We start from the raw sequence: 21,602 nt of genomic DNA, 5'->3' as shown, positions 1-21,602 counted from the left end.
AGCGTTAATATTTTACTATAAACAAAGTTCTTAGTTATATTAAGAGCTTATTATAAGATAAGTGGTAGAAGTAATTATGCATGAACAGCATAAATATGTAGAGAGGAGAAAACAGTTTGAATTATTCAGAAACTTTAAAAACAGTTGATTTAGTTATAAATTCACAAGATGTTCCTTTAATAATTGGAGAAAGTGGAATAGGTAAAACATCTTTAGTTAAGGAAATAGCAAGAGATAATAATGCATATTTAATTACAATAGATGCTAATTTATTAAAAGAAGGAGAAATAGGGGGATTACCTGTAGTACAAAATAGAGAAACTATATACGCTACTCATCATAAGCTTATTGAAATAAAAAAAGCATTAGAAGAAGATGAAAAGAGAAATGTAATATTATTTATTGACGAACTTAATAGATGTGATCATGCAGTATCACAAGAACTTATGAATCTTATTTTAAACAGAGAAATAAATGGATATGTTTTAGATGAAAGGGTTAAAGTAATTGCTGCCATGAATCCTTCAAATAAGTATGATGGCTTTACTGATAGTCAATATGAAGTAGTAGATATGGATCCAGCGCAAGAGGATAGGTTTGTATGGATAGAGATGGATTCAGATGTAAAGGAATGGATAAAGTGGGGAATGAGCGAAGGTGGAAATATAAATCAACATATAATAGAATTTATATCAACATTTCCACAATATTTACATACACCAAATTCAGAAGAGAGCATAAAGGCAACACCTAGAAGTTGGCATAGAGTATCAAAAGCTTATAATGTTTATTTAAACAATAAAGAAAAATATGATTTTAATATATTTTTAAATACTGTTAAAGGAAACGTTGGAGTTAATATTGCAAATGATTTAGGTGAATTTCTATTACACATAAAGAAACCTTTAATTAAAGTAGAAGATTTATTTGAAAATGAAATTTTAAGTTTTGAGTTAAAGGAAAATATAAAGAATGAAAATCATTCAAGATTATATATATTAGCTAAAAATTCACTTAATTTCATAGAAAATAATCGTTCTGAAAAAAATTTAATATTATTTTCTAAAATGTTAGATTTATATCCAAGAGATTTAAGGCTTGGAATAATGAAAGAAATAAAAAGAGATTATAAAAGTGGTATATATGAGCTTTTATTAGATCAAGATGAATTCATAGAGAGCTTTTTTAATATATTTAATTAGGAGATAAATTATGGATTTTAATAAAAGAAGAGAGGAACTATTACAAACAGCTTATAGGATAAAAAATATAAATGAATTCAATAGTACTTTTTATAAAAAGTTTTTTGAATTAATTGAGGATATTATTCTTAATTTATTGCAAAGTGAAGATTCATTTTTTGGACAATTCATGTTGAAAGTAAAGAGAGGAATACGTATAGATATAACTTATCCAATAGCAACAATACCTAAAAGAGATGGATTTAATATGTATTTTAATCCAGTACTTTTTTTACAATGTGAAAAAAAAGAAATGGCAGCTTTATTTAAACATGAAATTTATCATATAATGAATTCACATTTTGAGAGAGAAAAAAGAATGAAATATAATTTAAATAAAGAAGCTGTAAATGTTGCTTTAGATATCTCTATAAATCAATATATAAAAAATCTTCCTTCGTGGAGTAAAAAAATTAATTCTGTAAATATGGAATACAATTTAAGTTTAAAAGACGATAGAAGTGTAGAAGAATATGGAGCAGAAATATATAGGTCAATAAAATCAAGGATTAAAGAAACGAAAGTCATGGAAAATGATGATAATTATAATGAAATTAATTTTGAAAGTGCTCATGATATATGGGAAGAGATAGATATATCAGAAGAGGATATTAAAAGTCTAACTAAAAAAACAGCATTGAGTATAAATGATAAAAATGTGCCAGGAGATTTTGAAAAAATAATCTTAGGCTACAAAGAAAAAGCAGAGATTCCTTGGCAAGTTGTACTTAAAAATATTTTGCCATATGTAAGGTGTGGATATAAGAAAACTATAATGCGAAGAGATAGAAGGCAACAGGAAAGATTAGATTTAAGAGGAAGACTTCCTAAGAATGAGGCAGAATTAATAGTTGCAATAGATATAAGTGCAAGCATAAAAGATGATGATATTCATAAAATTTTACTTGAAATACTATATATAAGTAGAACCACACAAAATAAAATTACTATTATTGAATGTGATGATAGCATTAGAAGAATTTATAGATTAAAAAATGAGAAAGATATAAAAAAAAGAAGCGAAAATAATGGATCTACAGCATTTACTCCAGTGTTTAAATATATATTAGAAAACAATTTAAAGAATTCTGTGTTAATATATTTTACCGATGGAGTTGGAGAAAAAGAATTAACTGTAAAACCGGTGAATAAAAAGACTTTATGGGTTTTAATTGGAAATGAAGATTTTTCATTAAAACATTCTTATGGTGAAGTAAAAAGGATTTATACAGAAAGAAAAGAAGCTATTGAAGGAAATATAGGATTACAGATGGTTAATGAGGTTATTCATGACTGGGCTAGATAATATTTTAAAACATAAGTTTAATTGTAAATTTTGATATTATATGAAAAAAATATTAAAGTTTAATGACAAAATAATTTAATATAATAAAATGAAGTAGTTAAATTAAAAATTATATGATAAAATTACCTATATAATTTTCAATATAAGGGAGAATAATATGAATAAAAAAATAAGAACAAAGGATTGTACACCTATATTGATTATATTTCTCTTTATCAGTATTATTATTAATATTTACAGTTATTTAAATATTAATAAATATAAATATCAGCTAGGCAAAGAGTCTCAGATAAATATAGAAGATATAAGGCAAAGAAATGAAAGTAATATGAATATACTTAATGTAAGTATAGGACAAGGATGTATAAAAAATGAAGACTTATTAAAGTTATACAAGAATTATGATATTATTACAAGTGAAATAATAGAACTATGGGGTCAGTATGCTTCTTATAAAGATAATACATTTTCAATGTTTTCTAAAAAGATTGATACTAAAAAAGTACTAGAAAATGATGTATATGTAAGAATGAAGGATTACTTATCTATAATTTTAAATCAAACAATGAAGAGTAAAGATTTAGGGTTAACATTGTCACCAGAGTATATTGAAAATTTTAAAACTATGAGTGAATTAACTGAGAAAGTTAATGATTATTTTGAAGAGTTTAATTCAGAAAAGTTATTAAATGTTACTGGTGAAAAGAGAGAAAAAGAGATTATAAAGAATCACTATTGGATTGATATGTTAGAAGGAATATATAATATAAATAATGATTATACTAATATTGAATTTAATGTAGATGATAGTAAAAATGTTAATAACATAGAAATAATGAATGAAACAGAGTAGAAGTTTTGTATTAATGATTAGAGGTAAACTAAATATAAGTAGAAAATCAGGTAGAAAAAATAAAACTACAACTACTTAATTTTAAGTAGTTGTAGAAATTTAACTATTTTGACTAGAGATTAATGGCATCCACCACAAGAACCACAGCCACCTTCAGGAGCTATAACTGGTTTCAAACTTAATCCTCTTCCATCATTTTCATCAGTAGAAAGGATTATAAATCCACCAAATTCATCTACTAAAGTTTTTTCCATTAGGAAAGATATATCATTAATTTTTTCTACTACATCAGCATCAGTAGGTTCAGAAACTGATATGTTAAATACAGGACCACTGCATGCAGAACCAGCAAAGTTTATTCTAATATTAAAATCGCTTATATTATTTTCTTCTAAAAAACCTTTGAATTCATTATAAGCTTCTTCACTTATAGTAATATTTTTCATATAAATCACCTGCTTAAATTAAAATGGTTAACTTAATGTTAACGAAATAAGTATAACATACATATTTAAAAATATAAAGATGATAACATAATTCTTAGATTTAATTATATTAAAAAAATAATGAATAAATATACCTAAAATAAGGTTACATAATTAAATAAATTTAGATATAAACAAACATTTTATTTTAAATAATGCTTATATAAGTTTATAACAATGTTTAATATTGTTTATTTTTAATAGAAAAATTAAAAAAAATACTAATTATAAAGAAGACTAAATTATTTAAAACATAGAGTGTAAATGTAAAATATGATATAATTTACCAATAAGTGTTTTGAATTTAATGAATAAAAATTCATTGTTTAAGTAATAATTAAGGCACATTTTTAATTTATTATTTTTTTCATGTGTCTAAGCTATAATTTGAAAGGGAAAAACTTATGAAACCATATAATCAAGATTTTATACTTCAGGAAATACAGCAATATAATTCTTTGATAAATGAAAGTATTTGTGGAAATTATAAAATAGAAAAATATAATAGTTTAGGGAAAGACATACAAGGGTATATGTATGAAAATAACTATGAATATGATATTCCAGTAGTTCAATTATTAAAGGATGATGTTAGTTTAATGAGACTTACGCCTAAGGAAATAGAAAGTTCTTATGAAGTAATAAAATTTGCTAGAGGAAAAGTTGGTATTGTAGGACTAGGTCTTGGATACGTAGTTCAAAAAATTGCCCAAAAGTCAAAAGTACAAGAAGTAATTGTATATGAAATAAGCGAAGAAGTAATTAATATGTATAAGGAAAACTTTAGAGATAATAGAAAAATAAAGATTATACATGGGGACGCATTTAATGCAAAACCAGAAAACTTTGACTTTTTTTATGTTGATATTTATGAGTATAAATTAGATTTAAAGGTTGTTGAGGATTATAAAAGATTTAACGAATTGCATAATATAGAAGAATATACATTTTGGGGTATGGAACATTTTCTTTTAAGTTGTAAATATGAAGATATAATATGGGTATATATACCTGAAGTATGGGTTGAAATGAGTAAAAGGCTTTATACATCTCTTGATATGTCAGGTTATATTAAATATTATAATCAATTAGATGAGGATATGGTTAAAGAAATATTATTAGCATTTAAAGAAATTTTAAATGATGGAATATAAAAGAACTTATGCTATTTTAGCATAAGTTCTTTTTATTATTTAACAACTATATTAACAAGTCTTCCTTTTATAACAATTACTTTAACAATATTTTTACCATTTGTATTTTCTTTAATTGTTTCATTTTCTAAAGAAGCCTCTTTTATTTGTTCTTCAGTTAAGTTAGATGGAATATTTATTTTAGTTTTAATTTTACCATTTATTTGGATAGCAATTTCAATTTCATCTTTAACTAAAGCTGAAGGATCAAATTCTGGCCATTTTTCATTAAATATTGTTGTTGTATTTCCAATTAAACTCCATTGTTCTTCAGTAAAGTGTGGTGCAAATGGTGCTAATAATTTTAAGAAATCAACTATAGTTTCTTTTAAGAAACTTGGATTCTTAACTTTTTCTTGAAGATATTTATTAAATGCATTTACAAGTTCCATAAGTCTCGCTATTGCAGTATTAAATTGCATTTTATCTCCATCTTCAGTAACACCTTTTATAGCAGTATGTTTCCAAAAGTTTAATTCTTTTTCAGCACTATCGATTGTATCTTTAACATTTTCAGTAGACTCAAGAACTTCTCTACAATGTTCTAATGTTCTTTCAATTCTATCAACAAATCTACCTACAGATTTGATACCATCATCACTCCATGCTCCACCTTCAGTATATCCAAAACCAAACATTAGATACATTCTAAATACATCAGCACCATATTCTTTAATATAATCATCAGGAGAAATAGTATTTCCTTTTGATTTACTCATTTTTAATCCATCTGGTCCTAAGATTAATCCTTGGTGAGTTAAGCTTAAGAATGGTTCATCAAAATTTAAATATCCCATATCTCTTAAAGCTTTATTTATAAATCTAGCATATAATAAATGCATACAAGCATGTTCAGGTCCACCAACATATTTATCTACTGGAAGCATCTTATTAATTAATTCAGAATCAAAAGGTGCATCTGTATTTTTGTTATCAGGATATCTTAAATAGTACCAAGATGAACATACAAACGTATCTAAAGTATCTGCTTCTCTTTTTGCATGACCTCCACAATGAGGACATGTAGTATTTATAAAATCTTCACATTTGCTTAATGGTGATTTACCATCTGGTGTAAATTCAACATCGTAAGGAAGTTCAACTGGAAGATCTTTTTCAGGTACTGGAACAGTTCCACATTTATCACAGTAAATAACTGGAATAGGAGCTCCCCAATATCTTTGTCTTGAAATTAACCAGTCTCTTAATCTATAATTTACTTTCATTTCACCTAAAGAATCTTTTTCTAATTCTTCAACAATTTTAATTTTTGCTTCATCAGTTTTTAAACCATCAAATTTTCCTGAATTAATAAGTATACCATGTTCACCATAAGGAAGCTTAGGATTAGTATTACCTTTATCAGTGATAACTCTTTCAATTGGTAAATCAAATTTTGTTGCAAAAGCAAAATCTCTTTCATCATGTGCAGGAACTGCCATAACACAACCAGTACCATATGTAGCTAATACATAATCAGAAATCCAAATAGGAACCACTTTACCGTTTATAGGATTTATTGCATATGAACCAGTGAACACTCCTGTCTTTTCTTTTGATGATGATTGTCTTTCAATTTCAGATTGTTTAGAAGCAGCTTCTTTATATTCTTCAACAGCTTCTTTATATTCTGGAAGTGTTAACTTATCAACTAATTTATTTTCAGGGGCAAGAACAACATAAGTTACTCCATTTAAAGTATCAACTCTTGTTGTAAATACATCAAATTTTAAATCTGAGTCTTTAACTTTAAAAGTAACTTGTGCACCGTATGATCTTCCAATCCAGTGTTTTTGCATAGATTTAGTTTTTTCTGGCCAATCTAAATCATCTAATTTATCAAGTAATTCATCAGCATAATCAGTTATTTTGAAGAACCATTGAGTTAAATCTTTCTTTTGAACTTCAGAATCACATCTTTCACAGCATCCCTCAACTACTTGTTCATTAGCTAAAACTGTATTACAAGATGGACACCAGTTAACTGGTGCTTTTTTTCTATAAGCTAATCCTTTTTCATATAATTTTAAGAATAACCATTGAGTCCATTTGTAATAATCAGGCATACATGTTACAACTTCATTTTCCCAATTAAACATAGCGCCCATAGCTTTTAATTGTTCTTCCATTTTTGCTATATTTTTTATAGTTGAATCTTGAGGATGTATACCAGTTTTTATTGCATAATTTTCAGCAGGTAATCCAAATGCATCAAAACCCATTGGTTGGAATACATTATATCCTTGCATTCTTTTAAGTCTAGCCCATGAATCTACTGGACCGTAGTTAAACCAGTGACCTGCATGTAATTGAGCTCCTGATGGATATGAAAACATTTCAAGTGTATATAGCTTTTTATCTAATTTACTAGAATCAAACTTATAAGTTTGATCATGTTCCCATTTATCTTGCCATTTTTTATCGATAGATGTTCCGTAATTTGACATTTTATATTAATCCTCCTCTTAGTTAATTTGTAGTTATGTTTTAAAATATAGTCAATATTATAGTATAAAGCTCATGGACAGGGGAATTTACTTTAAGAACTCTAAAATAAATATTAGTCCAATTAATGCATGCTCCCAATCAAAGATTGTTGACAAGCAGTTAAATTAGACAAATCTTCATTAAGAGTTCTAAAAAAGTAAATTCCAATGCCAGTTCGCCCTTATACTATAATATTAACCTTTATTTAAAACATAGAAAATTATTGAAATTAAATATAATTAATTATAAAAAAAAACCCTTCATCTCAACTTAAGAGACGAAAAGTATAACTTCCGTGGTACCACTCTTATTAGAAAAATTAAATATTAATAAATAGCATATTTATTAATAGTATATAATACTAAAAGATAATTAATTTTTCTCACTCGATATTATAACGGAATTACCGTACTTGTTTTAGCAAGTAAACTCCTAGGCAAGTTCATATATTTATATCACTATTTTGCACTAACCAATAGCTCTCTTCAAGATATAGACAATATTACTACTCCTATTCATAGTTTATATTAATATTAAATTATATTTTAAATAATTATATATTAAAGAATATAAAAAAGTCAAGAAAGTTAAATTTGTGTAAAATATATAATCAAACTTTAGTGCATCATGATACAATATAGTAAGACGCTTTGAGTTTAGGAACATTCAAAAAAATAATAGACCAGTATAATCCTATTTGATCGATTATTTTATTTCATATACTTTAGGTGTCAAAAAATGAATTTTTATAATTTCATTTAAAAAATTAACGTAGAGAAAAGAGATGAGATAGAGTGAACATACTATTTGGTTTAGGTGTAATTTTTTTAATATTAAATATTATATTTTCTTTATCACTAATATTTTTTGAAAGAAAGGACCCTACAACAACATGGGCATGGTTATTAATATTTATCATGTTACCGGGTTTTGGATTTGTATTGTATCTTTTATTGGGTCAAAATTTAAGTAGACAAAAAATATTTAAGGAAAAAACACAGATTGATGAAATAAAAAGAAAAAATATAATTAGTAAATATATGTCAGATACTAATTATCATGATGGAGGAGAACGATTCTTTGATTTAAGAAAAATGAATTTTAATCATTCAGGAGCACAATATACGACTAATAATGATGTGGATTTATATTTTAATGGAGAAGATAAATTTAGGCAATTAATAGAAGATATTAAAAATGCTGAAAAATATATACATGTTGAGTACTATATTTTCCGTAATGATTGTCTAGGAAAAATTATAATAGAAGAACTTACCCAAAAAGCTGAAAGTGGAGTTGAAGTTAGATTATTAGCTGATAGTATGGGATCACATACTTTAACTAAAAGAGCTGTTAAAAAGTATTTAAACGCTGGAGGCAAATTTTCTATATTTTTCCCAGGGATTTTACCTCATATAAATACACGTATAAATTATAGAAACCATAGAAAAATAGTTGTTATTGATGGTAAATATGGTTATGTTGGTGGATTCAATGTTGGAAAAGAATATATAAATAAAGACGGTAAAGTGGGATTTTGGAGAGATACACATGTAAGAATACATGGAGAAGCAGTAAATTCTTTAAATGAAAGATTTTTGTTAGATTGGTGTTATGCTTCAGCAGAAAAGATAGATGATTATGAAAAATATTTATCAGAGCCTGAATCTTATATTGGAGATACAGGAATACAGATTGTAACAAGTGGACCAGACCATGAAGAAGAATATATAAAAAATGGTTATATAAAACTTATTAATAATGCTAAGGATAATGTGTATTTAGAAACTCCTTATTTAGTTCCTGATATACCTATACTTGAAGCATTAAAAATATCAGCTTTATCTGGTGTTGATGTTAGAATAATTATTCCGGGAAATCCTGATCACTTTTTCATGCAATGGGCAGCTAGTTCATATATAGGTGAGTTGTTAAATGCAGGAATAAAAGTATACTATTATAATAATGGATTTATTCATGCAAAAACAATAGTTGCAGATAGTTCTGTAGCATCAATAGGAACAGCTAATATGGATATAAGAAGTTTTAAATTAAATTTTGAAGTGAATGCATTTATATATGACGAAATAATAGCTAAAAAAATTGAAGAGCAATTTATGAAGGATATTGAATTTTCGGATGAAATAACAATAGAAGCTCATGCAAATAGAAGTATTTATCTGAGAATAAAAGAATCTTTAATAAGATTATTATCACCAATATTATAATAATTTTATTAGAATAATATTTTAAAAATATAGAATCCTAAGTCTAGAGAGAATTTAATTTTAGACTTGGGATTTTTTTATTGAATAAAGATTCTAATTATTTAGCTGTAGATTAATTGATTTAAGACTAAGAATATGTATCTATCTTATAATATTAATATTTATTTAAAGCATAAGCTATATTTAAAACATAGCTTAATATTAAAATATAGTTTAGAATTATTATATTAACATTTAAAAAATACATATAAGTTTAAATAAAGTTTATTTATTAATTAGGGATATGAAAGAAAATAATTAGTCCCCAATGGCCTGATTATTTTTCGTTAGGCAATAAAGTAGATTGGTATCATAGTGAGTCTATTAGTCAAATTTGCTGCTGAGCAGAGAAGCGAAATCTATGATTTTGTGTGAATCGCTTACTCAGTGAGCTTATGCGAGTCGAGCTTCCTATAATGGAAAATAGACTTGGCAGATGGACTTTTTATTTTTTTAATTATGCGTTAACTAGTATAGTGAGAAACTTATATAGAAAATTTATTATATATTCTTATAATAAGCTTCTAACGAGATAATATTAATAAAGATTTATATTTTTTACAAAATTAAATAAAAAATATAAATGTATTAACTTAATTAGAATATATATTAAAGTGTTAAATTTTATAAAAATAGGAGTATTACATATGAATAAAAAAATAAAATTTTATTATTCTATAACAACTTACATAATATTTGGAGTATTTAGTATAATAACAACTTTTTATGTTCCATATTTAAATCAATCAGTAGGATTGTCATTAACTGAGATTGGACAAGTGGTTTCAATAGGAGCATTATTTGCAATTTTTTCACAACTATTTTTAGTTAATAGACTTTCTAAAACTAGAAATAAAAAGAAATTTATTATTACTCATTTATGTGTGGTAATTTTAATGATTGTTCTTTTAATGTTTACAAACAAGAATACAATATATTTATTTGCAATTTTGTATGGAATTTCGATATTAACAATTATGTCTATATATGAAATATATGTTGAAGATTTATCGGTTAAACAAAATATTGAGTATTCTGAAATTAGAAAATGGGGATCAATTGGATTTGGATGTGTAGTATTTTTAAGTGGTAGTATAATTTCAAAATATGGATTTAGAACAATGCATTTGTTAGGAATTTTAATGGTGGCGATAAGTATATTTATAATAGCCACAAAATTTAAAAATATTAAATCAAATGAAAACCGAAAAACAATAAAATTAATCACTATATTAAAAAACAAAAATGTATTAATTCTTGGAATGATTAATATTTTAGCTATTGGTACTTATAATGCAATAGAATTTGCTTATTCAACTTATTTAATAGACTTAACAGGAAATAATGTTCTAGCCAACAGTATTTACAGTAAATCTATAGGTTTGAGAGTTTTTATTGAGTTTTTATCATTTATAATTGTCACAAAGTATTTTAAAAAGGGTAGCCCTAAGAAATATTTAATAATGGCTTTTGTTATAGCAGGAATAAAAATATTGTTATTTTCAACAGGATATATACCTTTAGTTGTTTTAGGAGATCAGTTACATGGAATTATGTTTGCATTTTATTTAACTTTCTTATTTAAATATATTAGAAAAATTTTTGAAGAGGAATTAGTAGGGGAGATATTTTCATTTGTTAATGTATTAGGATCAGCAGGTGCTAACTTTGTATATCCTCAGATATTCAGTACAATTCAAGTTAATTTTGGATATACAACAATGTACTTAGTAGCATTTTCAATTATATTATCTTCTGCTTTAATATCATTAAAAGTCCTTCCAGAGAATGAAGGAATTATGGATATTTTAAATGAAAATTAGAATTAATCACAATCATAAAATAATTTAATAAATATATAAAATTATAAGTTTAAAATTAAAATTAAAATTTAATTTAGACTTATAATTTTTTTTACTTACATATTATTAAATTTTTTAAAAAATAATATATTTTTAAGAATGTAATAAGTTTTAGAAATAAAAATTAAGAGATTATAGAAGGACTTTATCATATATTGTTAATTAAAACTTATATAATATAAGGCATAATCAAAAAAATAACAAATCTATCTGCCAAGCTTATTTTCCATTATACTGCGTCAGCAGATTTGCCTAATAGGTTCACTATGAGACAAATCTACGTCCTTGTCTAATGAAAAATAATCAGGGAATTTTGGACTCGTTATTTTTGTTCATATGCCTAATTATTTTGTGGGAATTCCATTTTAATAATATTAAAATACAAATATTGAGTTTAGATAGGATTTTAAATAGAAAAAATAATTAAAATAATAAAAATTTAAACTAATTTATATAAAAGTAATAATAAATATTGACAAATTATTTCAGGTTGTTATAATGTTAACAAGATTAAATTAGCGATTAAAAGTTAATATATTTAATTAATTATTTTTGCTTAATAGTTAAAATAATTAAAGCGGTTTAAAATATAATAAATATTTAAAAATAGAGTTTTTAATTAAATTATTGTAATAGGAGGAAATCATGAATAAAGATATTATAAAAACAGTTGTAGCAAAATTTTATAGCTTTTTCTATTTTATGTTCTGGGGCTTTTATTTTAGCGCTGGCTATTTATTTTGCAAAAAACTGAATAATATATCTTTAATGGGTGATTGAATTATATAACAACTTGATATCTAAATTTTAAATTCTAAAATTTACTAATTAAAAGTTTGATAGTTGATAGAGCTCATTATGAGCTCTATTTTTTTTACTCTTTATAAAAAAATAATAAAAAAATAATGATATTTAAGGGGGCAATAAAAAATGATAATAATATTAAAACAAAAAACAGAACAAGAAAAAATAGCTAAATTAACAAAAGCTCTAGAAAATGAAGGTGTTAAAGTTAATCCTGTAATAGGAACAGACATAAGTATACTTGGATTAATCGGTGATACAAGTAAGATTGATAAATCAAAGCTTGAAGCAAATGAAATAGTTGAAAAAGTAATGCATGTACAAGAACCTTTTAAGAAAGCTAATAGAATGTTTCATCCTGAACCTACAATAGTTGATATAAATGGAGCAAAGATAGGCGGAAATAAAATTGCTATGATTGCAGGACCTTGTTCAGTTGAAAGTGAAGATCAAATAACTGAAATAGCTAAAGATGTTAAAAAGATAGGGGCAAACTTTTTAAGAGGAGGGGCATTCAAACCAAGAACTTCACCATACGCATTCCAAGGGTTAAAATATGAAGGTTTGGATCTTCTAAAAAAGGCAAGGGAGAATACTGGTCTTCCAATAGTTACAGAGATTATGTCTCCATATGATATAGAGGTATTTAATGATAATGTTGATGTAATCCAAGTTGGAGCTAGAAACATGCAAAACTTTGATTTACTCAGAGAATTAGGAAGAATAAATAAACCAATTCTTTTAAAGAGAGGTTTATCTGCAACACTTGAAGAGTTACTTATGAGTGCTGAATATATTATGGCTGGTGGAAATGAAAATGTAATTCTTTGTGAAAGAGGAATAAGAACATTTGAAACATATACTAGAAATACTTTAGATTTAAGTGCAATACCTGCTCTTAAAAAATTAAGTCATTTACCAGTTGTTGTTGATCCGAGCCATGCAACAGGAAAGTACTGGATGGTAGAACCTTTAGCTAAAGCAGCAATTGCAGTTGGAGCAGATGGTCTTATTATAGAGGTACATAATGATCCAGAAAATGCATTATGTGATGGACCTCAATCAATAACACCAAATAATTATGAAAAACTATTTGAAGAACTAAAATTAATTGCAAAAGCAGTAGGAAGAGATATATAAAAAATCTTTTATTTAAAGTTATACTTATATTGTAGTATAAACAAAGTTCTTAGTCTCAGGTGAAACTTGTTTTCGACTGAGGGTTAGAAATTGTTATCCAGGAACGTGTATCTGTTATGAAATTACAGATACTAGCTATCGGATAAAGCTCATGGACAGAGAAATTTACTTTAAGAACTCTAAAATAAAGCTTAGTCCAATTAATGCATGCTCCCAATCAAAGATTGTGACAAGCAATTAATTTGACAAATCTTCATTAAGAGTTCTAAAAAGCAAATTTCAATGCCAGTTCGCCCTTATACTACAATATAAGAATTAATTAAACAATATATATAAATAAGGAGTATTAAAATGAGAGATTTGGTTGTTGATTTAAAGGAGAAGAGTTATTCTATTATAATTAAAAAAGGGTTAATAGATGAGATTAATACAGAGATAGCAAAGATTTATAAAGGAAAGAAGATTTTTGTATTAACTGATGAAAATGTGAATTTTCATTATGGGGATAGGGTAAAGGAATCATTAATTAAGGGTGGCTATGATGTTAAGGTAATGGTATTAAAGCCGGGAGAGGAAACTAAATCTTTTAATACTCTACCTAGTATATATAATGAATTTTTAGATTTTAAATTAACAAGAAGTGATCTTATTATAACACTTGGTGGTGGTGTAATAGGGGATCTTGGAGGATTTGCAGCTTCAACATTTTTAAGAGGAATAGATTTTGTTCAGATTCCTACATCATTACTTGCGCAAGTTGATAGTAGTGTTGGTGGTAAAGTTGCAGTAGATTTAGAAAGAGGAAAAAATTTAGTTGGTAGTTTTTATCACCCTAAAGTGGTTTTGATTGATCCAGATGTTTTAAATACATTAAGTGATAGATTTTTTAGAGATGGTATGGCGGAAGTTATTAAATATGGATGTATCAAAAACAAAGATTTCTTTTATAAGTTAAAAAGTTATAAAACTAAAGAAGAAGTTATAAAAAATATAGAAGAAATTATTCATACATGTTGTGATATTAAAAGAATTGTTGTGGAGAATGATGAAAAAGACAAAGGTGAAAGAATGTTATTGAATTTTGGTCACACTTTGGGACATGCGATAGAAACTTATTATAATTTTAATAAATATAGTCATGGAGAAGCTGTTGGAATAGGAATGTATGAAATAACAAAGATATCAGAAGAAAAGGGAATTACTAAAAAAGGAACATCAGATGAAATCAAAGATATACTAATTCAGTATTCTCTTCCATATAGTGTTGATATCAAAAATAGTGATGAAATATTAGAAACAATATCTTTAGATAAGAAAAATATTAATAATACTCTTAAGGTTGTACTACTTAAGGAAATAGGAAAGTCATTTTTAGAAAATACTAATATAAAATTTTTTAATTAAAATTATCTATATGTTTATATTTCACTATAAAGCTCATGGACAGAGGGATTTACTTTAAGAATTGTAAAAAGAATATTAGTCCAATTAATGCATGTTCCCAATCAAAGATTGCTGACAAGCAATTAATTTGACAAATCTTCATTAACAATGCTAAAAAGCAAATTCCAATGCCAGTTCGCTCTTATACTAAAATATAAACAATAATTAAAATTATTAATTGTGAGGTGAGAAAATGGGGAATTTAAGAATGTATCCTACTAAGTTAAAAGGAAAAGTTACAATACCACCATCTAAAAGTATGGCTCATAGAGCAGTAATTTGTGCAGCTTTAGGGGATGGAATAAGCAAAATAGAGAATATAGATTTTTCAGACGACATCATTGCAACTATAAATGCTATGGTTTCACTAGGAGCTAAAATAACTAAAAATGAAGATTATCTTGAAATCATAGGATTAAAATCAGAACAAGGACAGAAAAATATAGAGTATAAAAGGGTTATTGATTGTAATGAATCAGGATCGACATTAAGATTTTTAGTTCCTATTGGAGCTTTATTTGAAGGGTGTAATAGATTTGTTGGAAGAGGTAATTTAGGGAAAAGGCCATTAGATACATATTATGATATATTTGATAAGCAGGATATAAAATATAATTATAGTAAAGATAGCCTTGATTTAAATACAGAGGGCAAACTTAAACCTGGGGAATTTGAATTAAAGGGTAATATAAGTTCTCAATTTATAACAGGATTATTATTTACACTCCCACTTTTAAATGGAGATTCAAAAATTATAATAACTACAGACTTAGAATCTAAGGGATATATTGATTTAACATTAAGTGCAATGAGAGATTTTGGAATTGAAATTATAAATAATGATTATAAGAGTTTTGAAATAAAGGGAAATCAAACATATAAGAGTAGAAATTATAGGGTTGAAGGAGACTACTCACAAGCTGCCTTCTTTTTAGTAGGGGATGTACTTTCAAACAATATAATTATAGATGGTTTAAAATTAGATTCACTTCAAGGTGATAAGGAAGTTATAGATATATTGGAAAGAATGGGTATGAAATTAATTAAATATAGTGATGGTATATTAGGCAAAACAGATAGAAAACTAAAGTCGACTATAATTGATGCCTCTCAATGTCCAGATATAATACCTGTAATTTCTTTAGCTGCAAGTTTAAGTGAAGGAACAACTGAGATAATAAATGCTGGAAGATTAAGAATTAAAGAATGTGATAGATTAACTGCTGTTAGAAGTGAATTAAATAAACTAGGAGCTAACATAATAGAAAAAGAAGATGGGTTAATAATTAATGGGGTTAAAAAATTAAAAGGTGGAACTAATGTATGGAGCCACAAAGACCATAGAATAGCAATGACTTTAGCTATAGCATCTACAATATGTGAAGAAAATATTGTACTTGAAGATTATGAATGTGTTTCAAAATCATATCCAAAATTCTTTGATGATTTTAAAGTGTTGGGAGGAAAGTTTGATGAGTGGAATGTGGGGAAATAAATTAAAGATATCAATATTTGGTGAATCTCATGGTAATGCAATAGGCATTACAATAGATGGACTTCCAACAGGATTTGAAATAAATATGGAAAACATATTAGAAGAAATGTCAAGAAGAGCACCTGGAAAAAGTAAGCTTTCTACAGCTAGAAAAGAAAGTGATAAACCTGAAATACTTAGTGGTTTTTTTGAAGGGAGAACAACAGGAACTCCATTATGTGCGATTATTAGAAATTCAGATATGCACTCAAAGGATTATGGAAAGCTTAAAAGTGTGATGAGACCAGGCCATGCAGATTATAGTGGGAATGTTAGATATAATGGATTTAATGATTATAGAGGTGGAGGACATTTTTCTGGAAGAATTACAGCACCTTTAGTATTTGCAGGTGCCATATGTAAGCAGATTTTAGAAAGCAAAGATATATACGTTACTTCTCATGTTAAAAGAATAGGAAAAGTTGAAGATAAAGATTTTAGTGAAGTAAAGTTAAATAAAGATCTTATATCTGAATTAAGAAAAGAAGAGTTACCTTTATTAATTAAAGAGAATGAAGAAAAAATGAGAAATGAAATACTTGAGGCAAAAAAGGCTGGAGATTCAGTTGGTGGAATAATTGAATGTGGAATTATAGGAATACAAGCTGGAATAGGAAATCCATTCTTTGATTCAGTAGAATCTACATTAGCACATTTATTATTTTCAGTACCGGCAGTTAAAGGGGTAGAATTTGGAAGAGGATTTGAAATGGCTTCTCTTAGAGGATCAGAGTGTAATGATGAATATTACTATGATGGAGAAAAAGTAAAGACATATACTAATAATAATGGTGGAATTCTAGGAGGAATTACAAATGGAATGCCAATATTATTTAAAACAGTTATAAAACCAACACCATCAATATCCAAAGAACAAAAAAGTATAAATATATCTGAAAAGAAAGATGAAAATCTTAAAATTGAAGGAAGACATGATCCATGTATAGTTCAAAGAGCTGTACCTGTAATAGAGAGTGTAGCAGCGATTGGGTTACTTGACTTAATACTTTAAATATAGGAAATTAAACATATAATAGTTAAGAATAGAATGTGGATAGTTAAGTGAAAATTCTTATTTAAATTTTAAAAAATATACTATTTTAAAAAGTTTTTAAGATTTTGAAGCACAATTATTTATTGTTAACTGTAAATTGTAAATTAATAATAAGGGGGAGAGTGGGAGATGGAAGGTTTAGATGATTATAGAAAGAGTATCGATGAAATAGATAAAGAGATTATAGAACTATTTGAAAAGAGAATGGATGTAGTTCTTAAAGTTGGAGAATATAAAAAGAAAAATAACTTACCTATTTTTAATAAGCAAAGAGAAGATCAAGTAATTGAAAAAAACTTAAAGCATCTTAAAAATAAAGATTATCTTGAGGAAACAAGAAATTTTTTTAATAGATTAATGAAGACTTCTAGAGAACTTCAAGCTAGAAAAATGAAAGAAGAAGAATTAGAAAAAAATCAAAGCATAGAAAAAGAGAACATTGAAATTAAAGATAATATTGGATTTTATGGAGTAAAAGGTTCTTTTACAGAAGAGGCTATGATTAAATATTTTGGCGAGAAAAATAATGCAAAGGCTTATGAAGAATTTGAAGATGTATTTTTAGCAGTTCAAAAAGGGGATATTCGTTATGGAGTACTTCCTATAGAAAACTCTTCAACTGGTGCTATTTCAGATGTTTATGATTTTTTATATAAGTATGGATTTTATATAATAGGAGAAGTTTGTATAAAAATAAATCAAAATTTACTAGGTATTAAAGAAACAACAGTAGATGAAATAAAAGAAGTATATTCACATCCACAAGGATTTAAACAAACATCAGAATTTTTAAAAAAACATCCAGATTGGAAGTTAAGTCCTTTTCACAGTACGGCAACAAGTGCTAAATTAATTAAAGATTTAAATGATAACTCAAAGGCTGCTATTGCAAGCAAAAGAGTTGCAGAAATATATGGTTTAGAAGTACTTTCAGCTAATATAAATAATCAAGATAAAAATTTTACGAGATTTATAATTATAGGAAAAGAACTTAGAAAAGATAAAAATGCAGATAAAGTAAGTGTAGTATTTTCACTTGAAGATAAGGCAGGAACATTATATAAATTATTAAGATATTTTGCAGAAAATAATATAAATATGATAAAGATAGAATCAAGACCAATGAAGCAAGGGCCTTGGAAGTATTTCTTATATGTTGATTTTGAAGGAAATCTATTTAATGAAGAAGTAACTAAAGCGTTAGCATTAATTGAGCAAAGTAGTGCATACTTTAAGCTTTTAGGAGCTTATAGAAAAGAGTAATCAATATTTTAAATATTGATATTGTAGAATAAAGCAAATTTCAATGCCAGTTTGCCATTATACTAAAATATCAATAATAGCTTAAAATATAGACAAAAATTTAAATATTGTTAGGGGTGAGTTCTTTGGAGTTTTACGGAGTATTAGGAGAAAAATTACCACATACTATTTCACCAATGATTAATAATAAAGTTTTTTCTCTATTGGGAATTGAAGCTGCTTATAAGAAATTTGAAGTAGAGAAGGAAGATTTAGAAAAATTTATAGATGGCTTAAAAGTTTTGAAAATAAAAGGAACAAATGTAACGATTCCTTATAAAGAAGAAGTTATAAAATATTTAGATTATGTATCACCACAAGCAGAAAAAATAAAAGCTGTCAATACTATTTTATTAAAGGATAATAAATTGTATGGATATAATACAGATTACTATGGTTTTGAAAGTATATTAATTAAAAATAATATTAAAACCAAAGGTGAAACTGCTATGGTACTCGGAAGTGGAGGAGCATCTAAAGCTGTCATTACTTTATTATTAGATAAGGAAATAAAAAAGATATATTTAGTATCTAGAAATAAAAAAGTTAATCCTGAATATGAAGATTCAAGAGTTGAATATATGACTTATTCAGAAATCAATGATATAAAAGGAAGTATTTTAATAAATACTACTCCTTTAGGAATGCATCCTAAAGTTGATGTATCAGTTGTTGATGAAACTATTATTAATAATTTTGATATACTAATTGATTTAATATATAATCCAAAAGAAACTAAGTTTTTAAAGATAGGAAAAAAACTAAATAAGAAAGCTTGTGGAGGACTTGAAATGTTAATTGGTCAAGCTATTAAATCAGAAGAAATTTGGAATGATATATCTATAACTGATGAAATAACAAATCAAGTAAATTTATATATTGATAAACACTTTAAATAGAGAGGTTTCATTATGAAGAATAGAATAGTTATTATAGGTATGCCAGGATGTGGTAAAACAACTATTGGAAGAATGTTAGCAGAAAAATTATCAATGAAATTTTATGATATGGATGAATATATTGAAAATATGACATCTAAAACTATTAGTGAGCTTTTTGAAAAAGGGGAAAATCGCTTTAGAGATATAGAAACACTAGCTTGTAGACAACTTGTAAGATATAACAATGTATTGATTTCTACAGGTGGAGGAATTATAAAAAGAAATATAAATATTGATATTTTAAAAGAAGAGGCTTTAATAATATTTCTTGATAGACCTATTGAAAAAATTCTTTCAGATATAGATATATCTAAAAGACCACTTCTAAAAGAAGGAAAAGAAAAATTATTAAAACTACATAAGCAAAGATATGAGCTTTATAAAAAAGCAGCAGACGAAATTATTATAAATGATGGTAATATAGAAGATGTAATAATTAAATTTAAAGATATAATAAATTCAAATATTAATTCAGATTAAGATTATATTTTAAATAAATATTTTAAAATATACTTAAATATAAAAACATTTTTATAATGTAGAACAGTAGAATAGTAGAAATTTTAAAAGATTTAAGTACATGAAAGAAGATAATAGCTCAAATATATATTGATTTATTATTTTTAGATTATGACTTAAGAAGTATAGGAGGAATTAAAAATGATAATTGTTATGAAACCAAAATCAACAGAAACTGAGGTAAAAAAAGTAAAGGCGATAGTAGAGTCTAAGGGATTAGAGATTAATTTATCTAAAGGGGCTACTAATTATATATTAGGGGTAATAGGTGACACATCTATAATAGATCCTAAAAAACTATTAGCTCTTACAGGTGTTGATAAAGTAGTAAAAGTTCAAGAACCTTTTAAGAAAGCCAATAAATTATTTAAGCCAGAGAATACTGTGGTAAAAGTTCAAAACTCAATTATTGGAGGAAAAAATTTAGGAATAATAGCAGGGCCATGCTCTGTTGAAAGTGAAGAACAAATCGTTGAAATTGCAAAGAAGGTAAAAGATGCAGGAGCAAATTTCTTAAGAGGAGGAGCATTTAAGCCTAGAACTTCACCTTACAGCTTCCAAGGATTAGAGCTTGATGGATTAAAATTATTAAAAATTGCAAAACAGGAAACAGGCCTTCCAATAGTGACTGAACTTATGTCTACAGATTATATAGATAAGTTTGTTGAAGATGTAGATGTTATACAAATAGGTGCTAGAAATATGCAAAATTTTGACTTATTAAAACAAATTGGAAGAACTAAGACACCTATTTTATTAAAAAGAGGATTATCTGCAACAATAGAAGAATGGCTTATGTCAGCAGAATATATAATGTCTGAAGGAAATGAAAATGTAATTCTTTGTGAAAGAGGAATTAGAACATTTGAGACTTACACTAGAAATACTTTAGATTTACAAGCAGTTCCAGCTATTAAAAAATTATCTCATCTACCTATTATTATTGATCCAAGTCATGCTGGTGGATATGCTTACTTAGTAGAACCTATGGCTAAAGCTTCAGTTATAGCAGGTGCAGATGGACTTATGATAGAAGTTCATAATGATCCGGAAAATGCATTAAGCGATGGTCAACAATCAATTAGGCCAGAAGAATTTAAAACTTTAATGGATAAAGTTAAAATAGTAGCTGAGATGGAAGGTAAAGAAGTTTAAACTTCTTAAGGTAAGA

General features: G+C 26.2%; 17 protein-coding genes and 1 other annotated feature. Of the genes, 15 read left to right on the top strand and 2 right to left on the bottom strand.

Annotation, left to right across the window (positions count from 1 at the left end):
- Positions 1-116: 116 nt before the first annotated feature.
- The 3 genes from ACYUET_RS06180 (at position 117) to ACYUET_RS06170 (ending at position 3,400) form a co-directional block, all read left to right on the top strand.
- Positions 117-1,202, top strand: a complete 1,086-nt coding sequence (locus ACYUET_RS06180; protein WP_460278436.1) for an ATP-binding protein — start codon at positions 117-119, stop codon at positions 1,200-1,202.
- 10 nt (positions 1,203-1,212) lie between these two features.
- Positions 1,213-2,547: a vWA domain-containing protein gene (locus tag ACYUET_RS06175; protein ID WP_460278435.1), complete on the top strand. Its 1,335-nt coding sequence runs from the start codon at positions 1,213-1,215 to the stop codon at positions 2,545-2,547.
- 157 nt (positions 2,548-2,704) lie between these two features.
- A complete protein-coding gene (locus tag ACYUET_RS06170) occupies positions 2,705-3,400 on the top strand; it encodes a hypothetical protein (protein WP_460278434.1) in 696 nt (231 codons plus the stop codon).
- 119 nt (positions 3,401-3,519) lie between these two features.
- Here ACYUET_RS06170 and ACYUET_RS06165 read toward each other — a convergent pair whose 3' ends face one another.
- Positions 3,520-3,846, bottom strand: a complete 327-nt coding sequence (locus tag ACYUET_RS06165; protein WP_460278433.1) for a HesB-like protein — start codon at positions 3,844-3,846, stop codon at positions 3,520-3,522.
- Positions 3,847-4,289: 443 nt separating this feature from the next.
- Between ACYUET_RS06165 and ACYUET_RS06160 the strand changes: the two genes are divergently transcribed.
- Positions 4,290-5,039 carry a polyamine aminopropyltransferase gene (locus ACYUET_RS06160; RefSeq protein WP_460278432.1) on the top strand — a complete coding sequence of 250 codons (750 nt, stop codon included), beginning with the start codon at positions 4,290-4,292 and terminating at the stop codon, positions 5,037-5,039.
- 35 nt (positions 5,040-5,074) lie between these two features.
- Here ACYUET_RS06160 and leuS read toward each other — a convergent pair whose 3' ends face one another.
- On the bottom strand, positions 5,075-7,525 hold the full coding sequence (gene leuS / locus ACYUET_RS06155; protein ID WP_460278431.1) for a leucine--tRNA ligase: 2,451 nt from the start codon (positions 7,523-7,525) through the stop codon (positions 5,075-5,077).
- A 310-nt stretch (positions 7,526-7,835) separates the two neighbouring features.
- Positions 7,836-8,093, bottom strand: a binding site (T-box leader).
- Between the two features lie 266 nt (positions 8,094-8,359).
- On the opposite strand from leuS, the gene cls reads away from it, so the two are divergent.
- From cls to aroF (ACYUET_RS06100), 11 genes are all read left to right on the top strand, one after another.
- Positions 8,360-9,793, top strand: coding sequence for a cardiolipin synthase (cls, locus tag ACYUET_RS06150; protein ID WP_460278430.1), 1,434 nt, complete (start codon positions 8,360-8,362; stop codon positions 9,791-9,793).
- Positions 9,794-10,479: 686 nt separating this feature from the next.
- Positions 10,480-11,655: an MFS transporter gene (locus ACYUET_RS06145; RefSeq protein ID WP_460278429.1), complete on the top strand. Its 1,176-nt coding sequence runs from the start codon at positions 10,480-10,482 to the stop codon at positions 11,653-11,655.
- Between the two features lie 684 nt (positions 11,656-12,339).
- Entirely contained in the window at positions 12,340-12,474 is a 135-nt protein-coding gene (locus ACYUET_RS06140; RefSeq protein WP_258049797.1) for a hypothetical protein, read from the top strand.
- Between the two features lie 150 nt (positions 12,475-12,624).
- The gene (aroF, locus tag ACYUET_RS06135) at positions 12,625-13,638 is read left to right on the top strand and encodes a 3-deoxy-7-phosphoheptulonate synthase (RefSeq protein ID WP_460278428.1); all 1,014 of its coding nucleotides are present in this window, start codon (positions 12,625-12,627) and stop codon (positions 13,636-13,638) included.
- Positions 13,639-13,989: 351 nt separating this feature from the next.
- Entirely contained in the window at positions 13,990-15,042 is a 1,053-nt protein-coding gene (gene aroB, locus ACYUET_RS06130; protein WP_460278427.1) for a 3-dehydroquinate synthase, read from the top strand.
- Positions 15,043-15,274: 232 nt separating this feature from the next.
- The gene (gene aroA, locus ACYUET_RS06125; protein ID WP_460278426.1) at positions 15,275-16,576 is read left to right on the top strand and encodes a 3-phosphoshikimate 1-carboxyvinyltransferase; all 1,302 of its coding nucleotides are present in this window, start codon (positions 15,275-15,277) and stop codon (positions 16,574-16,576) included.
- Complete coding sequence (gene aroC, locus ACYUET_RS06120) at positions 16,554-17,627, top strand: chorismate synthase (RefSeq protein WP_460278425.1); 1,074 nt, start codon at positions 16,554-16,556, stop codon at positions 17,625-17,627. The genes aroA and aroC overlap by 23 nt, the downstream gene beginning before the upstream one ends.
- 171 nt (positions 17,628-17,798) lie before the next feature.
- Positions 17,799-18,932, top strand: a complete 1,134-nt coding sequence (gene pheA, locus ACYUET_RS06115) for a prephenate dehydratase (protein WP_460278424.1) — start codon at positions 17,799-17,801, stop codon at positions 18,930-18,932.
- A gap of 125 nt (positions 18,933-19,057) precedes the next feature.
- Positions 19,058-19,870 carry a shikimate dehydrogenase gene (aroE, locus tag ACYUET_RS06110; RefSeq protein WP_460278423.1) on the top strand — a complete coding sequence of 271 codons (813 nt, stop codon included), beginning with the start codon at positions 19,058-19,060 and terminating at the stop codon, positions 19,868-19,870.
- 12 nt (positions 19,871-19,882) lie between these two features.
- On the top strand, positions 19,883-20,392 hold the full coding sequence (locus tag ACYUET_RS06105; RefSeq protein ID WP_460278422.1) for a shikimate kinase: 510 nt from the start codon (positions 19,883-19,885) through the stop codon (positions 20,390-20,392).
- A gap of 180 nt (positions 20,393-20,572) precedes the next feature.
- Positions 20,573-21,586 (top strand): 3-deoxy-7-phosphoheptulonate synthase, encoded by a 1,014-nt coding sequence (gene aroF, locus ACYUET_RS06100; protein ID WP_460278421.1) that lies wholly within the window; start codon positions 20,573-20,575, stop codon positions 21,584-21,586.
- Positions 21,587-21,602: the final 16 nt, after the last annotated feature.

The organism is Clostridium sp. CTA-5 (genome assembly GCF_054768135.1).
The sequence above is the reverse complement of the archived record's forward strand: the minus strand, read 5'-3'. Positions and strand labels throughout refer to the sequence as shown.

Excerpts from the sequence above, each read along its gene's own strand:
- pheA (WP_460278424.1), top strand. The coding sequence starts at position 17,799 with ATGGAAGGTTTAGATGATTATAGAAAGAGTATCGATGAAATAGATAAA.
- aroF (WP_460278421.1), top strand. The coding sequence starts at position 20,573 with ATGATAATTGTTATGAAACCAAAATCAACAGAAACTGAGGTAAAAAAA.
- ACYUET_RS06140 (WP_258049797.1), top strand. The coding sequence starts at position 12,340 with ATGAATAAAGATATTATAAAAACAGTTGTAGCAAAATTTTATAGCTTT.
- aroA (WP_460278426.1), top strand. The coding sequence starts at position 15,275 with ATGGGGAATTTAAGAATGTATCCTACTAAGTTAAAAGGAAAAGTTACA.
- ACYUET_RS06160 (WP_460278432.1), top strand. The coding sequence starts at position 4,290 with ATGAAACCATATAATCAAGATTTTATACTTCAGGAAATACAGCAATAT.
- leuS (WP_460278431.1), bottom strand. The coding sequence starts at position 7,525 with ATGTCAAATTACGGAACATCTATCGATAAAAAATGGCAAGATAAATGG.
- aroC (WP_460278425.1), top strand. The coding sequence starts at position 16,554 with ATGAGTGGAATGTGGGGAAATAAATTAAAGATATCAATATTTGGTGAA.
- ACYUET_RS06105 (WP_460278422.1), top strand. The coding sequence starts at position 19,883 with ATGAAGAATAGAATAGTTATTATAGGTATGCCAGGATGTGGTAAAACA.
- ACYUET_RS06145 (WP_460278429.1), top strand. The coding sequence starts at position 10,480 with ATGAATAAAAAAATAAAATTTTATTATTCTATAACAACTTACATAATA.
- ACYUET_RS06170 (WP_460278434.1), top strand. The coding sequence starts at position 2,705 with ATGAATAAAAAAATAAGAACAAAGGATTGTACACCTATATTGATTATA.
- ACYUET_RS06175 (WP_460278435.1), top strand. The coding sequence starts at position 1,213 with ATGGATTTTAATAAAAGAAGAGAGGAACTATTACAAACAGCTTATAGG.
- aroF (WP_460278428.1), top strand. The coding sequence starts at position 12,625 with ATGATAATAATATTAAAACAAAAAACAGAACAAGAAAAAATAGCTAAA.
- aroB (WP_460278427.1), top strand. The coding sequence starts at position 13,990 with ATGAGAGATTTGGTTGTTGATTTAAAGGAGAAGAGTTATTCTATTATA.
- ACYUET_RS06165 (WP_460278433.1), bottom strand. The coding sequence starts at position 3,846 with ATGAAAAATATTACTATAAGTGAAGAAGCTTATAATGAATTCAAAGGT.